The organism is Mycoplasma paraquilae, assembly GCF_048284415.1.
Lineage (GTDB): Bacteria > Bacillota_I > Bacilli_A > Mycoplasmatales > Metamycoplasmataceae > Mycoplasmopsis.
The window spans coordinates 210,971-228,574 of sequence record NZ_JBLVZU010000001.1; the positions used below are offsets into that span (position 1 = coordinate 210,971).

14 protein-coding genes are annotated in these 17,604 nt (G+C 29.1%); 6 read left to right on the forward strand and 8 right to left on the reverse strand.

The window, feature by feature from the left end; all coding sequences use genetic code 4:
* Window positions 1-2 precede the first annotated feature (2 nt).
* The 5 genes from infB to ACNQ12_RS00925 all read right to left on the reverse strand — a co-directional run bounded on the left by infB (window position 3) and on the right by ACNQ12_RS00925 (window position 5,361).
* On the reverse strand, window positions 3-1,808 hold the full coding sequence (gene infB, locus ACNQ12_RS00905; RefSeq protein ID WP_418036894.1) for a translation initiation factor IF-2: 1,806 nt from the start codon (window positions 1,806-1,808) through the stop codon (window positions 3-5).
* Complete coding sequence (locus ACNQ12_RS00910; RefSeq protein ID WP_418027212.1) at window positions 1,792-2,079, reverse strand: YlxR family protein; 288 nt, start codon at window positions 2,077-2,079, stop codon at window positions 1,792-1,794. The genes infB and ACNQ12_RS00910 overlap by 17 nt, the downstream gene beginning before the upstream one ends.
* On the reverse strand, window positions 2,066-3,742 hold the full coding sequence (locus ACNQ12_RS00915) for a NusA N-terminal domain-containing protein (protein WP_416754313.1): 1,677 nt from the start codon (window positions 3,740-3,742) through the stop codon (window positions 2,066-2,068). The genes ACNQ12_RS00910 and ACNQ12_RS00915 overlap by 14 nt, the downstream gene beginning before the upstream one ends.
* Window positions 3,743-3,751: 9 nt before the next feature.
* A complete protein-coding gene (locus ACNQ12_RS00920; RefSeq protein ID WP_416754311.1) occupies window positions 3,752-4,183 on the reverse strand; it encodes an LSm family protein in 432 nt (143 codons plus the stop codon).
* A gap of 152 nt (window positions 4,184-4,335) precedes the next feature.
* On the reverse strand, window positions 4,336-5,361 hold the full coding sequence (locus ACNQ12_RS00925) for a S66 family peptidase (RefSeq protein ID WP_416754310.1): 1,026 nt from the start codon (window positions 5,359-5,361) through the stop codon (window positions 4,336-4,338).
* Window positions 5,362-5,644: 283 nt separating this feature from the next.
* Here ACNQ12_RS00925 and secDF point away from each other — a divergent pair, with 283 nt between their 5' ends.
* The 4 genes from secDF (at window position 5,645) to ACNQ12_RS00945 (ending at window position 12,074) form a co-directional block, all read left to right on the forward strand.
* Window positions 5,645-8,242: a protein translocase subunit SecDF gene (secDF, locus tag ACNQ12_RS00930; protein ID WP_418036897.1), complete on the forward strand. Its 2,598-nt coding sequence runs from the start codon at window positions 5,645-5,647 to the stop codon at window positions 8,240-8,242.
* A gap of 119 nt (window positions 8,243-8,361) precedes the next feature.
* On the forward strand, window positions 8,362-9,627 hold the full coding sequence (gene obgE / locus ACNQ12_RS00935; RefSeq protein WP_418036899.1) for a GTPase ObgE: 1,266 nt from the start codon (window positions 8,362-8,364) through the stop codon (window positions 9,625-9,627).
* A gap of 153 nt (window positions 9,628-9,780) precedes the next feature.
* Entirely contained in the window at window positions 9,781-10,614 is an 834-nt protein-coding gene (locus ACNQ12_RS00940; RefSeq protein WP_418019065.1) for an ABC transporter ATP-binding protein, read from the forward strand.
* Between the two features lie 2 nt (window positions 10,615-10,616).
* On the forward strand, window positions 10,617-12,074 hold the full coding sequence (locus tag ACNQ12_RS00945; RefSeq protein ID WP_418036901.1) for a hypothetical protein: 1,458 nt from the start codon (window positions 10,617-10,619) through the stop codon (window positions 12,072-12,074).
* 88 nt (window positions 12,075-12,162) lie between these two features.
* Here the strand turns inward: ACNQ12_RS00945 and ACNQ12_RS00950 are convergent, their stop codons facing one another.
* Entirely contained in the window at window positions 12,163-12,873 is a 711-nt protein-coding gene (locus tag ACNQ12_RS00950; RefSeq protein ID WP_418027222.1) for a hypothetical protein, read from the reverse strand.
* A 212-nt stretch (window positions 12,874-13,085) separates the two neighbouring features.
* Between ACNQ12_RS00950 and thrS the strand changes: the two genes are divergently transcribed.
* Both thrS and ACNQ12_RS00960 read left to right on the forward strand, forming a co-directional pair.
* Window positions 13,086-14,831: a threonine--tRNA ligase gene (gene thrS / locus ACNQ12_RS00955; protein ID WP_416754302.1), complete on the forward strand. Its 1,746-nt coding sequence runs from the start codon at window positions 13,086-13,088 to the stop codon at window positions 14,829-14,831.
* A gap of 172 nt (window positions 14,832-15,003) precedes the next feature.
* Complete coding sequence (locus tag ACNQ12_RS00960) at window positions 15,004-15,447, forward strand: hypothetical protein (RefSeq protein ID WP_418036903.1); 444 nt, start codon at window positions 15,004-15,006, stop codon at window positions 15,445-15,447.
* 84 nt (window positions 15,448-15,531) lie between these two features.
* Here ACNQ12_RS00960 and ACNQ12_RS00965 read toward each other — a convergent pair whose 3' ends face one another.
* Together ACNQ12_RS00965 and ACNQ12_RS00970 are read right to left on the reverse strand one after the other, a co-directional pair.
* Window positions 15,532-17,310, reverse strand: coding sequence for a hypothetical protein (locus ACNQ12_RS00965; RefSeq protein ID WP_418036905.1), 1,779 nt, complete (start codon window positions 17,308-17,310; stop codon window positions 15,532-15,534).
* A 9-nt stretch (window positions 17,311-17,319) separates the two neighbouring features.
* Window positions 17,320-17,484, reverse strand: coding sequence for a hypothetical protein (locus ACNQ12_RS00970; protein ID WP_418019069.1), 165 nt, complete (start codon window positions 17,482-17,484; stop codon window positions 17,320-17,322).
* Between the last annotated feature and the right edge of the window lie 120 nt (window positions 17,485-17,604).

The window sequence follows — 17,604 nt, forward strand, 5'->3', positions numbered from 1 at the left end:
TTTTAGTTTACCCTTACATCTTCGTAAAATTCTAAAATGTCATCTTCTGCAATGTCATTAAATCCTTTGATATGTGTACCAAAATCTTTACCTTTAACAACTTCTTTGGTGTCATTTTTATCACGTTTTAGTGAATCAATAGCACCTTCGTAAATTGTTTTTCCAGATCTAGTAACTTTAACTTTGCAGTTTGCTTTTACAGAACCTGAGTCACACATACATCCAGCAATTTTACCAACTTTTGAATAAAAGAATACTTTTATAATGTGAGCTTCACCGATTTTACGTTCTTCATAAACTGGAGCTTTTTCACCATCTAACATAGTTTGACAGTCTTCAATAATTTTGTAAATAACATTGTGCACAATTAATGAAACACCTGCACTGGCAGCATTTTGTTTAATATTAGGTGAAACTTTTAAATTAAAGCAGAAAATTGTAGCATTTGATGCTTTTGCTAGCAATAAATCAGTTTCATTTACATTACCTGCTGCAGCTGAAATTACTTTGATAATAGCTTCATCATTTTCAAGCAAGTTAATTTGATCTTTTATAGCTTGTGATGTACCATAAACATCAGATTTAACAATTACATTAATAACTTTTTTACCATTAATATTTTCTTCTACATTGCTTTGTGAATAAAGTAGATCCATTTTGTCTGCATTGGCTTTTTCTTGAGCTAACTTTTTGGCAAATTTTTCATCATTAAATCCAATAAAACGATCACCAGCATCTGGAACATAGTTAAGACCAGAGATAATACCTGGAGCACCAGGAGTAACTTTTTCAATTGCTGCTCCATTAGAATCAAAAATCATTCTAACCCTTCCATAACGTGAACCAGCAACTAAGAAGTCGCCTTTATATAAAGTACCATTTTCAACAATTATTGTTGAAACTGAACCAATTCCTTTATCAATTCTAGACTCAATTACTGTACCAATTGGATATCTATTTGGGTTAGCTTTTAGGTCTAAAATATCTGCAAGTAACATAATGGCATCAAATAACTCATTAAGTCCTTCGCCTTTCATAGCTGAACCATAAACAATTTGAGTGTCTCCACCATATTCTTCGATTAAAACATCATTTTCAGCAAGCTCACCTTTAATTCTGTCAACGTCTTTATTAGGTTTGTCCATTTTGTTAACAAAAACAATGATTGGTACACCGGCTGCTTTAGAATGCTCAATAGCTTCTTTAGTTTGAGGCATTACACCATCATCTGCTGCAACTACTAAAATAACAATATCAGTTACTTTTGCACCACGTGCACGCATTTGGGTAAAAGCTTCATGCCCTGGTGTGTCAAGGAATGTGATTTTATTCCCTTTATAATCAATTTGATAAGCACCTGTGTGTTGTGTAATCCCACTGCTTTCGGTAGCAACAACATTTGAGTGTCTGATCTTATCAATTAAAGTAGTTTTACCGTGGTCAACGTGTCCCATAACTGTAATGATAGGTGATCTGCGAACTAAATCTTGTTCATCATCGGTAAAATTAACTTCATCAAGGAAGTTAGAACCATCAATATTTGTTTCTTTTTGGAAGTCATATCCATAGTCTAAACAAATTTCAGCAATTTGTTCCTCATCCAGAATTGTATTAACGTTGCACATTTTTCCTTGCATAAACATCTTTTTGATAATTTCATTAGCTGAAACATTAATTTTTTCAGCGAAATCAGCAATAGTCATTTTTTCTGTAAAAATAAATACACCATCTTTTAATTCTGTTTTTGTGGTTGATAACTGTTCTTTAATTTCATTTATGTTTGAAATTCTATTATTTTTCTTTGTCATAAAGCACCTCCTTTAATTGTTCCTCTATTTCTGTGTATGTTTCTGGGCTTACATTTGTCCGAAATACACGGTTAAGAGCTCTGGTTTTCTTTATGTAATTTCAATTTTCTTGAGTAGGGATGAAATAAGCCCCTCTTTTTAGTTTGGTATGATCTAAATCCAATTCAACTAGATTAGTTCTTTTATCAAAGCTGAATCTTACTAATTTATTAATTGGCGTGATATTATTAGTCGCAATACATTTGCGAGTGTAATTTTTATTCTCAGTCATCATCAACTAGTTCTGAAACATCTAATGAATCAGCTAATCCATAAGATGCTAGATCATCATCAACTTTGAAATCTTTAAGTTGTACCTTAGAATTTTTAAATTCATTTAGTACTTTGCTTGCTTTAACATTTTCTTCTTCGGTAATTTCTAATTTTTCATCTTCTAAATCATCTGAATTGTCATCGCTGTATTCAACATCATATTTTTCAATTTCACTGATGAAATCATAACTATCAATGTTATCAAATTCATCCTCGATTTTAATTGCTTCTTCATCAAATAAAGTATCAAGATCCTTCATGTTGATTGCATGTCTTTTAGCTGCTACTTTCTTAACAGCTTTAGTTGTTGGAGTAGATTCAGGTGTTAATTCATTTCCAAATTCATCTAATCCATGATTAAAATCACTGAATAATGCATCTGTATCAATAAATGAATCGATGTTATTAAGCATTTTTGCTGCTTTAGAATTTTTATTTCTTTCAGTTGTTTTGAAATAATGTGTATCAAATTGTTCAGCTTTCTTAAATTCAAATCCTCTTTCAACTGCTTCACTAGCTTTAATAACAGTAATTTTGCATTTAGTTAATTTTGATGCAAGATCAATGTTGATACCTTTTTTACCTATAGCGATGTTGATTTCAGCATCACGTGAGATTGCATAATATTTAACTGTATTGTCTTCATTTCTTGCAATAACATCTAATACCTTGGCAGGTGCTAAAGCATTTTTGATGTATTCTAAAATATCATCAGAATAATTAATTAAGTCAATTTTTTCTCCACCAAGTAGATCAGAAATTGCATTAATTCTTACAGAATATTCCCCTAATACAGTACCAATGGTATCGAAATCAAGTTTTCGATCCGGGTTTTTTCTTAGTGCAACTTTTGCTCTTAATCCAGCTGATCTTTCAATTGCAACAATTTGCAAGTCGCCATTTTGAATTTCGGGAATTTCGTTAAATAATAAATCAAATAATTCAGTATTTGAAGTAGTAGATACTTGAACAATACTTAATTTTGAATCTTCATTGATTGCATCAATGTATACAGGAATAAATTTACCTGGTTGCAAGTTAAGTTTTTCATTAACTTTGTTTGAAGGTAAAAAAGCTGTAACTTGATCTTCAAATGAAACATTATATGAACCATTTTTATTTCTTGTTAGAACTTTAGCATCAACTTTTTTGCCTAGCAATTGAGAGTATTTAGCAATAATTTTTGCTTTTTCCATTATTTTGAATTCTTGCTTGTAATCATTTAAGATTGCAACATTAATTCTGTTTGGCAAGTCTGCAAAAGTAAATGGAATTCTAACCATATCACCAACTTGGACTTCAGGATTAAATACTTGAGCTTGTGATAAAGTAATGCAAATTAGTTTTTCTTCAGGTGTTTCTTCATTGAATTCAAAGTCATCTTCAACTACCTCACCATTTACGTTATACATTCTAACTAATTTATTTTCATAATCTGCTTCAAGTACAATTTCTGCACCTTTGTCAATGTTTTTGATAAAAGCTCTTTCAGTAGCTTGACGAAAGATTTCCATGATATCATCAAATAAGAAATCATTGTGTGTAGCAACTTCATCAATCAATCTAAATAATTGAAATTCTTCAGAATTGTTAACTTCTGGGGTTGTTTTTTTAGTAGCCATAATGTCCTCTTAAAATTTTATATATTCGCTAATTTCAGATATATTAGCTTTTTCAATCTTAACTTTTCTGATTCTGCCTTTTTGATTTCATTCAACTAAAATATAATCATCTGCTATTGATAATAATTTAGCAATTAGTTCAGTTAAACCTTCAAAAGCTTTAATTAATTTAATATCTAAATATTTATCAATAAATTCATGAATGTTATCAAATGTTACAGATAAATCTGTTCCTTTAGAAAGAACTTCTAAAGAAAAATCATCTGTGAACCAGCTTTGTGATTCTAAGTATGTTGAAATTTCTCTTGAGATTTTTTCAACTGCATCTAGATTTGTAGAATCAACTGTGATAGACAGTGTTTTTCCGAACACTGGATCGCTTGTTATACTTGCGTATAAAATTTTAGGAAATTGTTCTTTTAATTTGTTTTCATTAAACATTTTTCCTCCTATGTAAATGATAAAGAGTTGCTGAACCAGCAACTCCTTTCTTTAACAATTTAATTTATGTATATATAATACAATAAAATGTATTTTTTTTATTAAAAAATAATTTTTTTAGTTCCTACATATTAGGCATTTAGGTTTTTTCTCTATTTTTCAAACTCTATAATTTGCTTATTGGCATCAATTTTAGCTTTAATTCCAAATGGAATAATGCATCTAGGAGCAGCGTGTCCTATATTAATATTATATAAAACAGGTACATGGCTTGGAACAACCATTTTTATAATGTTCTTGTATTCATCATAGTAGACTTCATCTTGAGGCTTGCCAACAATAAGACCATTAATTTTATCAAAAACGCCATAAGATTTTAATGCCTTTAACATATTTAAATAATGCTCAGGAGTTGATTTTGTTTCTGCTGTTTCTAAGAGCAAAATTTTGTTTTCTCAATCCTTTAATGATGGAAAAATTTTATATTTTGAAGTTATCTCATATGCAGGTGAATCTGTATCTAAAAAGTTACTATAAATTGATTCAATGCACCCACCTAGAATCTCTCCTTCGAATTGTGCTTTCCCTTGCAATAATTCAAATCCCTTAGCATTGCTCAAAGGTTGGCGACTAGTATTTAGGGCATCAGGACCAAAATCAGTTCTTTCTTTATATCAATTCTTTGCCGGAGTAATTTGATCAATTGTATTGGTTGAAATCAACTGGTCAAAATAATGCTTTGAGTAAGGTAGCATTTCTGTATCTAACTCACAAATATCAGTAAGAAAGGCTTGCCCATAAAAGGTTTTTAAACCTAGCTTATAAAGTAAAAAGTGGTTAACTGTTGTATCTGAAAATCCTAAAAAAGCTTTAGGTTTTAGATTTTTAGCTAATATATCATTTTCCATTAAATATGGTGTAAGACGATAAGTATCAAATCCTCCGATGGCGCATAAAATTAAATCGATTTCAGGATCATTAAATGCATGTATTAAGTCCTGTGCTCGTGCTTCTGGGTTATCATTTAAATATTTCATTCCTTTTAAAGCATTAGGCATTATTTTAACTTTTAATCCCATTTCTTGCAAACGTTTAAGTCCTAAATCTAATTCATGTTTTACAAATGGCTCTCCTAATACTCCACTAGATAATGAAATAAGTGCAACTGTTTTTATCATATTTGTCCTTTTCATAATTAAATTGTAGCAAATTCTAGCTTTAATATAATTTAGCGCTTGTGATTAATTTGATATTTTTATTTTCTTTTAGCTCTAATATATAGTCATATAAGTGTTATAAGCAGGATAGAAAAGTAATTATTTTCTACCATGTAAAATAATAAGCAATAAAAAAATTTTTAAACCTAATAACACAACAAATTGATAAAAAAGTCAAAATATTGACTGCATAAGCTATATTCATTATGAATATAGAGTTTTTTTGCTAAAATATATACTAGTTATGAAAAAGAGATGAAACAAATTTTTAAAATTAAATAATTTTAAGAGATTAATAATCAGTTTCATCACTATAGTCTCAGCAATATTAGCGATTGTTTTTGGTAGTGTATTCTACATAAATAAAAATGTTAATAAATCAATTGAGTATGGTGGAGGAATTGAAGTACTTGTTCAAGTTAAAAAAGATGGGCAGAATGCCGATAAACAATTAACTGAACAAGTTAATAGATCTTTATTTGAACGTTTAACTGGTGGTACTGGACTTAATGGTATAACAGTATCTTCAGAAGGTGAAGGAAAAATTAGAATCACTAAGAGTGGAGCTATAACTGATTCACAGCGTATTGAATTTGAAAAAGAAATTGTTGATAAGCCTATTTTAACCATAACTAATGCTGACTTACAACCACTTTTCTATGATGGCATTTTTAAAGTAGGAAACCCAATCAACTCTCTTAACTCAAATAGTGGAAGCCCAATGAATTGAATTCCACCATTTAAACAAAATTCAGCAGCTGTTTCTTCAAACACCCAAAATGGAAAAACTTCAGTTAACTTAAGACTAGCTGATAAAGATGCCATTTTCCAATGGACCAAGGCAACTGAATATGTTTCTCAGTTACAAGATCACAGAATGTTAATGTGATTAAATATTGAAAAGCTACTTAAGTTAGCTCAAGAAAAATATCCAAGTGATTGAGAGGCATCAGGTCACAATTTATGAAACTTTATTCACGTAAATAATCAACCATATAGCGTGATTACTGGAATTAATGGTCAGCCTCAAAGAGTTCCAAATATTTTAAAAGAACATGAATTTAATGCTAAGGAATACTTAATTTCTGATGCTAGTGTTAATGGACCATTAAATACAGCCGATGTGCAAATTACAGGTAACTTTACACCACAAGAGGCTGGGGAATTAGCTGGAAAAATTAATTTCGGTCTTAGTGACTATGAACTTAATGTGCTTTCAAACATTTATTTAAATCCAAACTTGAATTCAAATGCATTTAATTATGCAATGTATGCAGGGCTTGTAATCTTTAGTTTAATTTCAATCTTCATGATGGTTAACTATGGATTGCTTGGTGCATTAAGCACAATTTCTATTGCATTATATATATTTCTAACATTACTACTATTTACAGTACTTCGTGGTGAATACTCACCCGCAACAATTGCTGCTTTAATTATTGGAATTGGAATTAGTGTTGATGCTAATGTTATTACTTATGAAAGACTAAAACGTCAAGTATATAGTGGCGATTCCCTAAAAAAATCATTTAGGAATGCTAATAAATTATCGCTTTCTTCAATTCTAGATGCCAATGTGACAACTATTATTGTCGGATTTATTCTCTTTTACTTTGGAACAAAAGAAGTAAGAGGATTCTCAGTTACATTAGTTCTTTCAATTTTATTTACTTTACTAGTTATGCTATTATTTTCTAGATTTTTAGCTACTATGCTGGTTAACTCTGGTTTACTAGATAATAAGCTTTACTTACTAGGTATTAGAAAAAGATATATTAATAATAAAACTAAAATGGGTATTGCTGTTGAAAATAACAACTACCTTAAACAATCAAAATGATTCGCTCTTGGATCATTAATCTTTATGTTAATTGGAATCATAGTATTTGCATCTATATCTGGTGTTCATAAAGATATTTGAGCTGGATTCAACCGTTCATTAGAATTTTCTGGTGGAACTAATATTACAATCACTTCTGATGTGGGTGGACAATTAACTCAAGCTCAAGCTCAAGCTATTCAACAAGCTTTATTAAACAATAGTCAAACTCTAGATATTCAAAATGTTGACTCAATTATTTCACTAAATAAAGTAAGTTCAGCAAGTGATAACTGAGCGATTTCAATTAAGACTGCTCAAGAATTTTCACTTGATCAATTGCAAAAGATTAAAGAATTAATTCTTGCGCAAGACTCTGCACTTAAGATAATAGATTATTCTATTTCATCAACAGAGGCACAAAAATTAGTGCTCAATGCGGTAATTGCAACTGCTATTGCTTTTGTTGGAATTGTACTTTACTTATTATTTAGAATGAGTTGAACTTATTCAATTGCAGCTATTATTGGTCTATTACATGACTTTTTAATGGTTATGGCTTTCATTGTAATTACTAGATTACAAGTTTCAACTATTATTGTAGCTGCTATGCTTTCAATTTTAGGATTAAGTATCAATGATACTGTAGTTACATTTGATAAGATTAGAGAAACAATTAAAACACAATATATTAATCAAATTTTAGGAAAAGAAGACATTACTAAAATTGTTAATAGTTCAATTGCTGAAACCTTAAAGAGAAGTTTATATACTTCAGGAACAACTATTTTAGCTATTCTTGTTTTACTATGCTTCAACAATGCTACTGATTTCTCATTTAACATCGTTATGTTATTTGGAATTAGTATTGGGGTATATTCATCAATTTACATTTGTTCATGAATTTGATCTAAACTTGAATTACATCGCCAAAAAGTTAGAGCTAGAAGAATTCAAACAGGATACTGAGATATCAACCATCCAGATGAACAAACTTTTATTGGAATAAACGACTATATCTAATAAAATTAATGAATAAAAACAGCAGATTTTATTGCTGTTTTTATAATCTTGCCAAAAGTATATATAATATAAGCAAGCAAGAATAAAATATAAAATAAATAACCCAAAGGAGGGAAAATATGGCTAAATTTATTGATGAAGTTTATGTAAACATTCAAGCCGGACGTGGTGGTGATGGGATGGTTTCATTCCGTAGAGAAGCCCACGTTGATAAAGGAGGTCCCGATGGAGGAGATGGTGGACGTGGTGGAAACGTCTATTTCATTGGGGATAGTGGAAAAAATACACTATTAGCCTTTTATAAAAATAAACATATTGTTGCTAAAGATGGTGTTAAAGGTGGACCAAAAAACTTATATGGCGCTAACGCTGAAGATACTTTTATTAAGGTACCTGTTGGAACTTTAGTATACAATGAAAAAAAACTTATTGCCGATGTTATTGAAGCAAATGTTCCATACTTAATTGCTAAAGGTGGAAAAGGTGGAAGAGGAAACACCAAGTTTAAAACAGCCAAAAATACAGCACCAAGAATTAGTGAAAACGGAATGCCTGGAGAAAAATTCGAAGCGCATATTGTACTAAAAATACTTAGTGATGTTGGAGTAGTTGGTAAACCATCAGCTGGTAAGTCAACATTCTTAAATGCTATTTCTAACGCGAAAGCTAAAGTGGCTGATTATGAATTTACAACTTTAGTACCGCAACTTGGAATGGTTCAATTTCATGATGATTCCTTTACTGTAGCTGATTTGCCTGGTTTAATTAAAGGTGCAGCTTTAGGAAAAGGGCTTGGAATTCAATTTTTAAAACATATAGAACGTTGTAGAGTAATTGCTCATATTATTGATTTTGGTTCTGAAGAAAAGGACCCGATTGAAGATTTCGAAATAATTAATAATGAGCTTAAATCATATAATTTAAAACTCGAAAATAAACCTCAGTTAGTAATTGCTAATAAATCTGACTTAGATGCTTTCGATGCTCATTTCAAGGCATTTAAAGCAAAATATCCTGAAATTGAAGTTGTAACTATTTCAGCTATTTTCCGTGAAAATTTAGATGAAGTTAAGGCTAAATTATGAGACATGATCACCAAACATAATTATGAAACTATTGAGGAAAATCAAGAAGAAGAAACAGTTATTGAATACGAACCTGACTATGTAATTAAGAACCCGTACAAAGGATACTTTGAAATAGAAGGCAAAAAAGTTGAAGAGCTTTACAATCGTATTCCAATCAATACATTTGATAATTTAGTAAGATTTAACAACATTTTGAAAAAAATGGGTGTATGAGATGAATTAGTGCGTATGGGAATCGAAATTGGAGATACTGTAAGTATTTATGGATTCCAATTTGAATGAACAGACGAAAGATAATTGCTATTAATTGCTGCTAGTAAACACTGGCAGCTTTTTATTAGGTTATTATTTAATAACTAAATATAATGTGGAACAAAAAATTTCCATATTTTACAATATTTTGCCTTATTATAAAAATAATTTTATAATTTAATTATTAAGGAATAGAATATGAATAATAACATCGCTCAAGTACAAGAAATTTCAAAGGCTTTTTTAGCTGATTTAGAAAAGCAATCGCAAAAAGTCGAATTATATCAGGCAATTGAAACAAGGAAGTTTGATTTACCGAAATTAATTACTATTGAAAATGTCAGCAAAGAATTTTCGTTACGACATAATAAGAAATTTTATGCTGTAAAAGATATGAATTTAACTTTATATCAAGGGCAAAATGTTGCTTTACTTGGCTCAAATGGAGCCGGAAAAACAACTACTGTTGAAATGATTGTTGGTATATCAAACCCAACAAGTGGTCAAATCATTTATAATATGCAAGAAAATAGCAAAATTAGCAATGCACTAATCGGGATTCAATTTCAGGATTCTTCATATCCGCAAGGTTTAAATGTTAAAGATGTTATTTCTTCAATGAAGAAAATTTATGGTTCAGCTTTAGCCGACAGTGATATTGATAATTTGATTAAAATTTTTGGTATTGATGAATTTATTTATAACAAAGCTTCAGCACTATCAGGGGGACAACAGCAAAGATTAAATGCATTATTAGCAATTATCCACTGTCCTAAATTAATCATTTTAGATGAATTAAGTACAGGTCTAGACATTAAAATTAAATCCAGACTAATTCATTTCATTAAGAAATTTGCAATAGCAAATGAGTCTTCCATTTTATTGATTTCTCATGATGTAAATGAGGTTGAGATTATTGCAGATCGAATTGTTATTATGCATAAAGGGAAAATAATTTATGATGCTTTAACAGAAGAAACCATTGAGCAATTTGGCTCAGTGGCTAAATGTTTAGACAAATATATAGGATAAGTATGAAAACAAAAAGAATTAAGTCACAATCTGAAAAAACCTTTAATGGTATATTCGCATTAATTAACATTCATTTTTGAAAAGCTTTTGTGGGGCCATTTTTTGCATTTGGTTATCCAATTATCTTTATTGTTGTGTGTGGATTGATATTTAACTATCCAATGATTGCGTCTTCATCATTAACAATCGGACCGGTAGCTATTGCATGTGTTTCGTTGCCTACGGCAATTTTTGAGTTCAAAAAGTCTACATTACTCAAAAGAATTGGTGCTACAAAAATTAAACCTTTAGTTTTCTTACTGTATGTTGCTAGTTACTATTTTATAATTATGTTTTTATCTGGACTATGAACATTATTTTTTACATTTATTATTTTTGGACCTGATTATTTCACACAAGGTAAAATAGTATATAGTAAAGTTATTGGAGGGGTAAATTACCATGTAACTTTATCTTCATTAAAACAAATTTTTGAACAGATAGAAATAGGTGGATTAATTTATTCATTATTAACCTTAACTTTAGTATCTTTAGCTGTCGGTTTATTTATAGTTTCTGTTTCTAAATCAATTTTAATGATTCAAGCATTAGGCTCAACATTATTAATTATTTCCATGTTTTTAACAGGACAAGTATTTCCTATGGTTGCAGTTTCTGAAGTAAAAGGAATGTGATGATTTTCATATATATCTCCTTTCAAATCTTCTATTACCCAAAATAAAATGGCTTTTGAAGGAAGCGCATACCTTACATCCATTATAAAAGTGGGTGATAATGAAATAAATTTTGCAAGTAAAGATGCACCAGCAATTTATGCTTTAAATGATTATATTTCTTATTTAGAATCAGTTGCTAAATATACACAAGCTTTAAAACGTTTCCCATTATTGCAAGGTAATGAAATCAAACCAGAAATTGATCAATTGTTACATCATATGCATAATATTGCTACAAACGAATTTCATAATGTAGCATTTGAAAAATACAATATTTTTGATATTAATAAAACTTATTATTCTATTAACTCATTAAAAACAGTACAACCATTAGTAGTGCCATTTCAATCAGCTCTTATGGAAACAGTAAATACAAGTTTAAAAGATATTCTGGCAAATGGAAAAGGAATGAATAATAATAGCATCTTATTTATTCAAAATTTAGCCCTAGGAGCAAACGCTCCAGTTGAACGTCAAGATGCTTTCAATGCATTAATTCAAAATTTAAATGCTAATAATTTAAATGATACTACTAGCCAAATAATTAATTGAATCAAGGTGCGTCCGGATTTCGATACTAATTTACAGTCATTTATTTTGATAGGCAATAAAGCAATTTCTCAAGATGATTTAATTCAAATTGGCTCAAAAGCAGAAAACATTATAAATTTAATTTTACCTTACTTATGAAGTGTTGTATTATTTGGGCTTTCAGCAAAATCATTTAAATGATCAACACGTTAATTACAAGTGCCTTGGCACTTTTTTATATAAAAAATGCCAATTATAAACATTAATTGGCACATAAAATATTTTAATAAGCTTTATATTATTATTTTGCTGCATTTACTAAATCTACAGCAAATTTAAGAATATCATTTAAGTTTTCGGTGTCAAGTCTTGAAAAATCAATTTTAGCTTCTTTTACTTTTTCATTTTCTCTGTATTGTTGTGATTCAAGTAAAATTGACATAGATAATTCATCAGCTTTATCTTTTTCTGAGTAATTTGTTTCAATGAATTTTTGAATTTTAGCATCAATTGTTTCACCTTCAGTTTTATTGATTTGTTCAACTATTGCTTCAATTCCTTCAACTTTTTCAACTGCATTAATTTTTTCTTCAGTAACACCTTTTGCAAGTTTAAGTTCTTTTTCACTTTGAAGTTTTAGATTTTCTTCTTTTTGATATTGATTAATCTTTTCTAGTTCTGCAATTTTAGCATTAAGTTTTTGAAGCTCAGCTTCTTTTAGTTTAGCTAACTCTTCTTTTTCTTTGATAGCCTTAGTTAATTCAGCTTCTTTAGCAGTTTTATCATTAGCTAATTGTTCTTTTTCAGCTAAAAGTGCTGCTTTATCACTGTTTGCTTGAGTTAATTCAGCTTCTTTAGCAGCTTTTTCATTAGCTAATTGTTCTTTTTCAACTTTAAGTTTATTAATTTCTTCATCTTTTTCTTTAGTATCGTTACATGCAACAACAGCTAATGGAGCTGCAAATGCACCAGCAACTAATGGAAGTGAAAAAAATCACTTTTGTTTCTTCATTTTTCTCCTTGGTTAATTTTGTATTTTAAAATGTTATAAAAATAATCAAGTTATAACATATTAATTTTATCAATATAAATTTAATTTTTTTTATTTTTATATGAATTTTACTTATAATACTAAATTATAGACGTATATATTTAGAATTTATATTACTTTAGCACGATATATACTAAAAAAAGTATTATAATTTCACTAATTTAAGGAGAACAATGAAAGCAAATAAATTTTTAAATCACACAACAAGCCACTTACTAGGTGCAGCAGTTGAAAAACTTTATCCAAATGTTAAATTAGGTTTTGGTCCTGCCACTGATGAAGGGTTTTACTATGACTTTGAATTCGAAACACCATTAAGTGAAACAGAATTATCTAAAATTGAAAAATACATGAAAAAACTAGCTTCACGCAATTTAGTTATGAAACAAGTTTCAATTGATGAATATGATTTTACTAATAAACCTTATAAACAAGAATTATATGATGAACTAGTAGCAGCTGGGAAGAATGTTACATTCTATGCTCTAGTTGATCCGCTTAACAACGAAACTGTTTTTGTTGACTTATGTGCAGGTGGTCATGTAGAAGATACTAAGAAAATTAAATACTTTAAACTTTTATCACTAGCTGGTGCATATTGAAGAGGAAATAGTGACAATATCCAACTAACAAGAATCTATGGTACATCATGAGAAAGCCAAGCAGAATTAGATGCTTATTTAGAAATCTTGAAAGACAGAAAAGAAAGAGACCATAGAAAAATTGGAAAAGAACTTAAACTCTTTACTTTTAACAAATTAGGTGGTCAAGGATTACCATTCTGACTTGAAGATGGAATGTATATTCACAACGAAATTAGAAACCTTGTGCTTAAAATGGACAGAAAATATGGATTTACTGAAGTATTAACTCCTCACTTTGGTGAAGAAGAACTTTATGAAATTTCGGGACACTTAGCTCACTACAAAGATGATATGTTTAGACCTATTGTAGTTGAAAATGAACGTTTAATTCCACGTCCAATGACTTGCCCTCACCATATTTTATGCTACAACACAGAAAAACGTTCATACCGTGATTTACCAATTAGATATTCAGAACAATCACAATTATACAGATATGAAAAATCAGGTGCACTTACAGGACTTGAACGCGTAAGAGGAATGCTTCTTACAGAAGGGCACTTATTTGTTAGAAAAGATCAAATTGCTGAAGAGTTCAAATCAATGTACCAATTAATTAAAGAAACTCTTGAAATTTTCAAAATACAAATTTCATATGTTTCACTTTCATTAAGAGATCCAGAAAACAAAGAAAAATACTATGAAGATGACCACATGTGAAATGAAGCAGAAAATCAACTTCGTGAAGTGCTTAACGAATTAGGTGTTAAATATGAAGAAAAAATTGGAGAAGCTGCCTTCTATGGTCCAAAGATGGATATTCAAATCTTTACAGCTTTAGGCCACGAAATTACTGTTTCTACTTTACAGCTTGATTTCTTATTACCAGAACGTTTCCAAATTACATTTACTAACCAAAATAATCAGGAAGAACGTCCAGTTATGATTCACCGTGGGTTAATCGGAACATACGAACGTTTTGTTGCTATTTTACTTGAACAAACTAAAGGTGTTTTACCATTCTGACTTGCTCCAAAACAATTTACAGTTATTCCTGCAACAAATAACTCAGAAGACATTAAATATGCTCAAGAAGTTAATAAAATTTTATTTAATGCAGACTTTAGATCAAAAATTGATGATAGAGATGAAAGATTAGGTAAAAAGGTTCGTGAAGCTCAAATGTCTAAATCTAAATTTCAAATTATTTTAGGTGAAAAAGAAAGATTAAGCGAAACTATTTCATACAGAGAATACGGAAAAGAAGAAACTGTGACATTACCATTAGCTGATTTCATTCTACAAATGATGAGATTGAGAGATTCTCGTGGATAAGCAAAAAACTACCACTAACAAAACTAAGAAAAGAAATTGATATAGAACATTATTTTATATTTATTTAATATCTTTTAGTTTATTGTTAATTTTGACCAGTGGGATTATCATACCTTGAAATGTTTTTATACCCAATTCAAACTATTATTTACCTCTATGGGCAAGAATAGTTATGTCAGTGGCTTATGGTTTTAGTGTGGTGATATATGGATTTATTTTAGCTTGAAATAAGAAACTATCAATTTATCGTTTTTCAAACTATGTTTTTATTATTGGAATTGTTTTAACATTATTTTGAATCCCACAATCTCACAGTGTTAAAAGCCCAGATAACAAAGAAGTTTTTGAAACTAAATGATTAGTTTTCCCATTTGATACAGTTTTAGTGTTTTTACTATGTGCAGCAGCTTATTTAGTTGCTACATTTACATTAAATGAAAAATTGATGGATAAGTTAAGACAAATGTTAGGAAAACAAAAAACTTTTTTAGAAAGCAATAATTTAAACTCAGATAATAAAGAAAATATGTTAAACGCCACTTATAATGATAAAAAAGAACTTATTCAAGAGCTAGATCTTGCTAAACAAGAAATAGAAAATATGGATAAGAAATAATTCATCCTCCCGGATGGATTTTTTCTTATCAACTTTGATTTCTTTCTTAAAGAAAAAATCCTATGCACTAGCATAGGATAAAAGCTATAATCCTTTTTCTTTTAATAAGGCAGCAATTTCGGGAATTGTAGTATTGTGAAGAATAGCAAAGTTTGATGTTTGTGAATCTATATCTCCATAAGCATTTAATAATGGGAAATCAAATTTATATGGTTCAGGAATCATTCTTTCGCTTCAATCTTCTTCCATTTTATGTGCGAAATCATATCTCAATTGGAAATATGTTTGAGAATCCATCGCATTAAAAATAACTTCTGGCTCAGGCTCGCTTGCTAAGAATGGAATAATAAATTCAAATGTATTCAAAACTTTATCAGAAGCTTGATATTCAACTTCTTTAGTTAGTTTATCAGACTTCATGTCTTGATATACTTTTTCAGCATATTTAGAAGGGTATATAAATCTATCACCCGCAAATCTATCGAATTGCTTTTCATAAGTATCTTTAAAATAATTTGAATAGCTTTCAAAACTTTCATATCATTCTGTTTCATTACTGATTGCGCGTTTACTTGGCTGATAATCTATAAATACTTTATTATCTTTTCGATAAAGTCTATATGCTCTAGGAACTAGTGAACCACGAGTTACATGAACAGGGATTGTAATCTTATAGAATTTTACTTTTTGGTTGAAGTTTGCATTATTTATTTTAGTAATATCTGAATCAAAATTATTGTATTTAATATGACCATATAAATAATCGATATTATCAGCAACAAGAATAGAATTCTTTAGATTTTCTAATCCTTGAATAATTGAAGTTGGAATGTCTTTTAGTTTTAATAGTTCAAGAAGATTATCACCTCTTGTAAATTTAACTTCTTGAATTTTGTAGTCTGTAATTGCATCAATAATTTTGCCTTCTTTTGTTATATAAGATAAAGGAGCATTGAATTCTGGATCTAGTTTTTTTGCCATATATTCTATTTTTGTATCTCAAATGTTATTAAATCCTTTTGGCATATTGGTTTCATTATATCCACCAATATTATCACGCATTGCTAAATCTTCTACATTTCACAAAGGCATAAGTTTAGCGGGGAATAGTTTGCTGTGTTTTGAAAGAGCAGATAAATCTACACCACTAAGTATGTCCATAGCATATTTGCGGTTATTTGCATTTAATTTCTTATGTTGCTTTCCATATTCTTCTCAATTTATTTTGTCTTTTTTATTAATAACATCTTGAACTAAATTAATATTTTTTTCTTGACTAACAGGTTTAAATAATGAATCAAAATATAATGCTTGGCCAATTTCACTATAAAGATTTATTGAACCTAGTTTTAGTTCAGATCATGTTGGACCATAAATTGGGCGAGAATTATCATCGTTATGAATTCTAACATCGCGAAGATATCCAAGATCGTATTTTTCACTATTTAAATATTTAATATAACTATTAACCAAACTTATCGCAACTCATGAATCCTTAATAATGTCTTCATCTTCTTCATCGATGAAGATTTTAACATAAGTTTTCGGATGACGATTAATAACTTTGATTATGTCTTTTAAGTCTTTAATATATTGTTTTGCATTAACTGAGTCAGCAGAATTACTTTTTAAAAGTTTTAATGCAGCAGCATTTAATCCTTTTAAATCAAAATCTTTATTTGGCTTATCTCAAATTAATTCATCAATTCCTTTAATTTTGGCTAAATTATTATTAACTTCACCTTTATAATTTTGATGATTATTTTGAGACTGATTTTCATCGTGTGTATAACATGACACCGTTGCGCAAATTGGAGTAATTGTAGTTGCTCCTAATATTAAATATTTTCAAATTTTTTTCATATCTTTTCCTTATTGATTAACTCTAACAAAATACTTAATTTCAGCTACTTCATTTATGTATTTAGAATAATATTCTTTTAAAACTGATTTTAGATAATCTAAGTTTGGATATCCAACAGCTTTTTGAGATCCATATCAAGAATTAGAATATTCATGGTCTAAAATTTGCATCATAGCTGAAAGTTTTTAAAGCTAACATTTAATTTGTTGAGTAATCAGTGTTATTCTTTTTCTATTATTATTTTATTAAATTTAAATATTTATAATAAAAAAACCATCGTAAATGTGGAAATT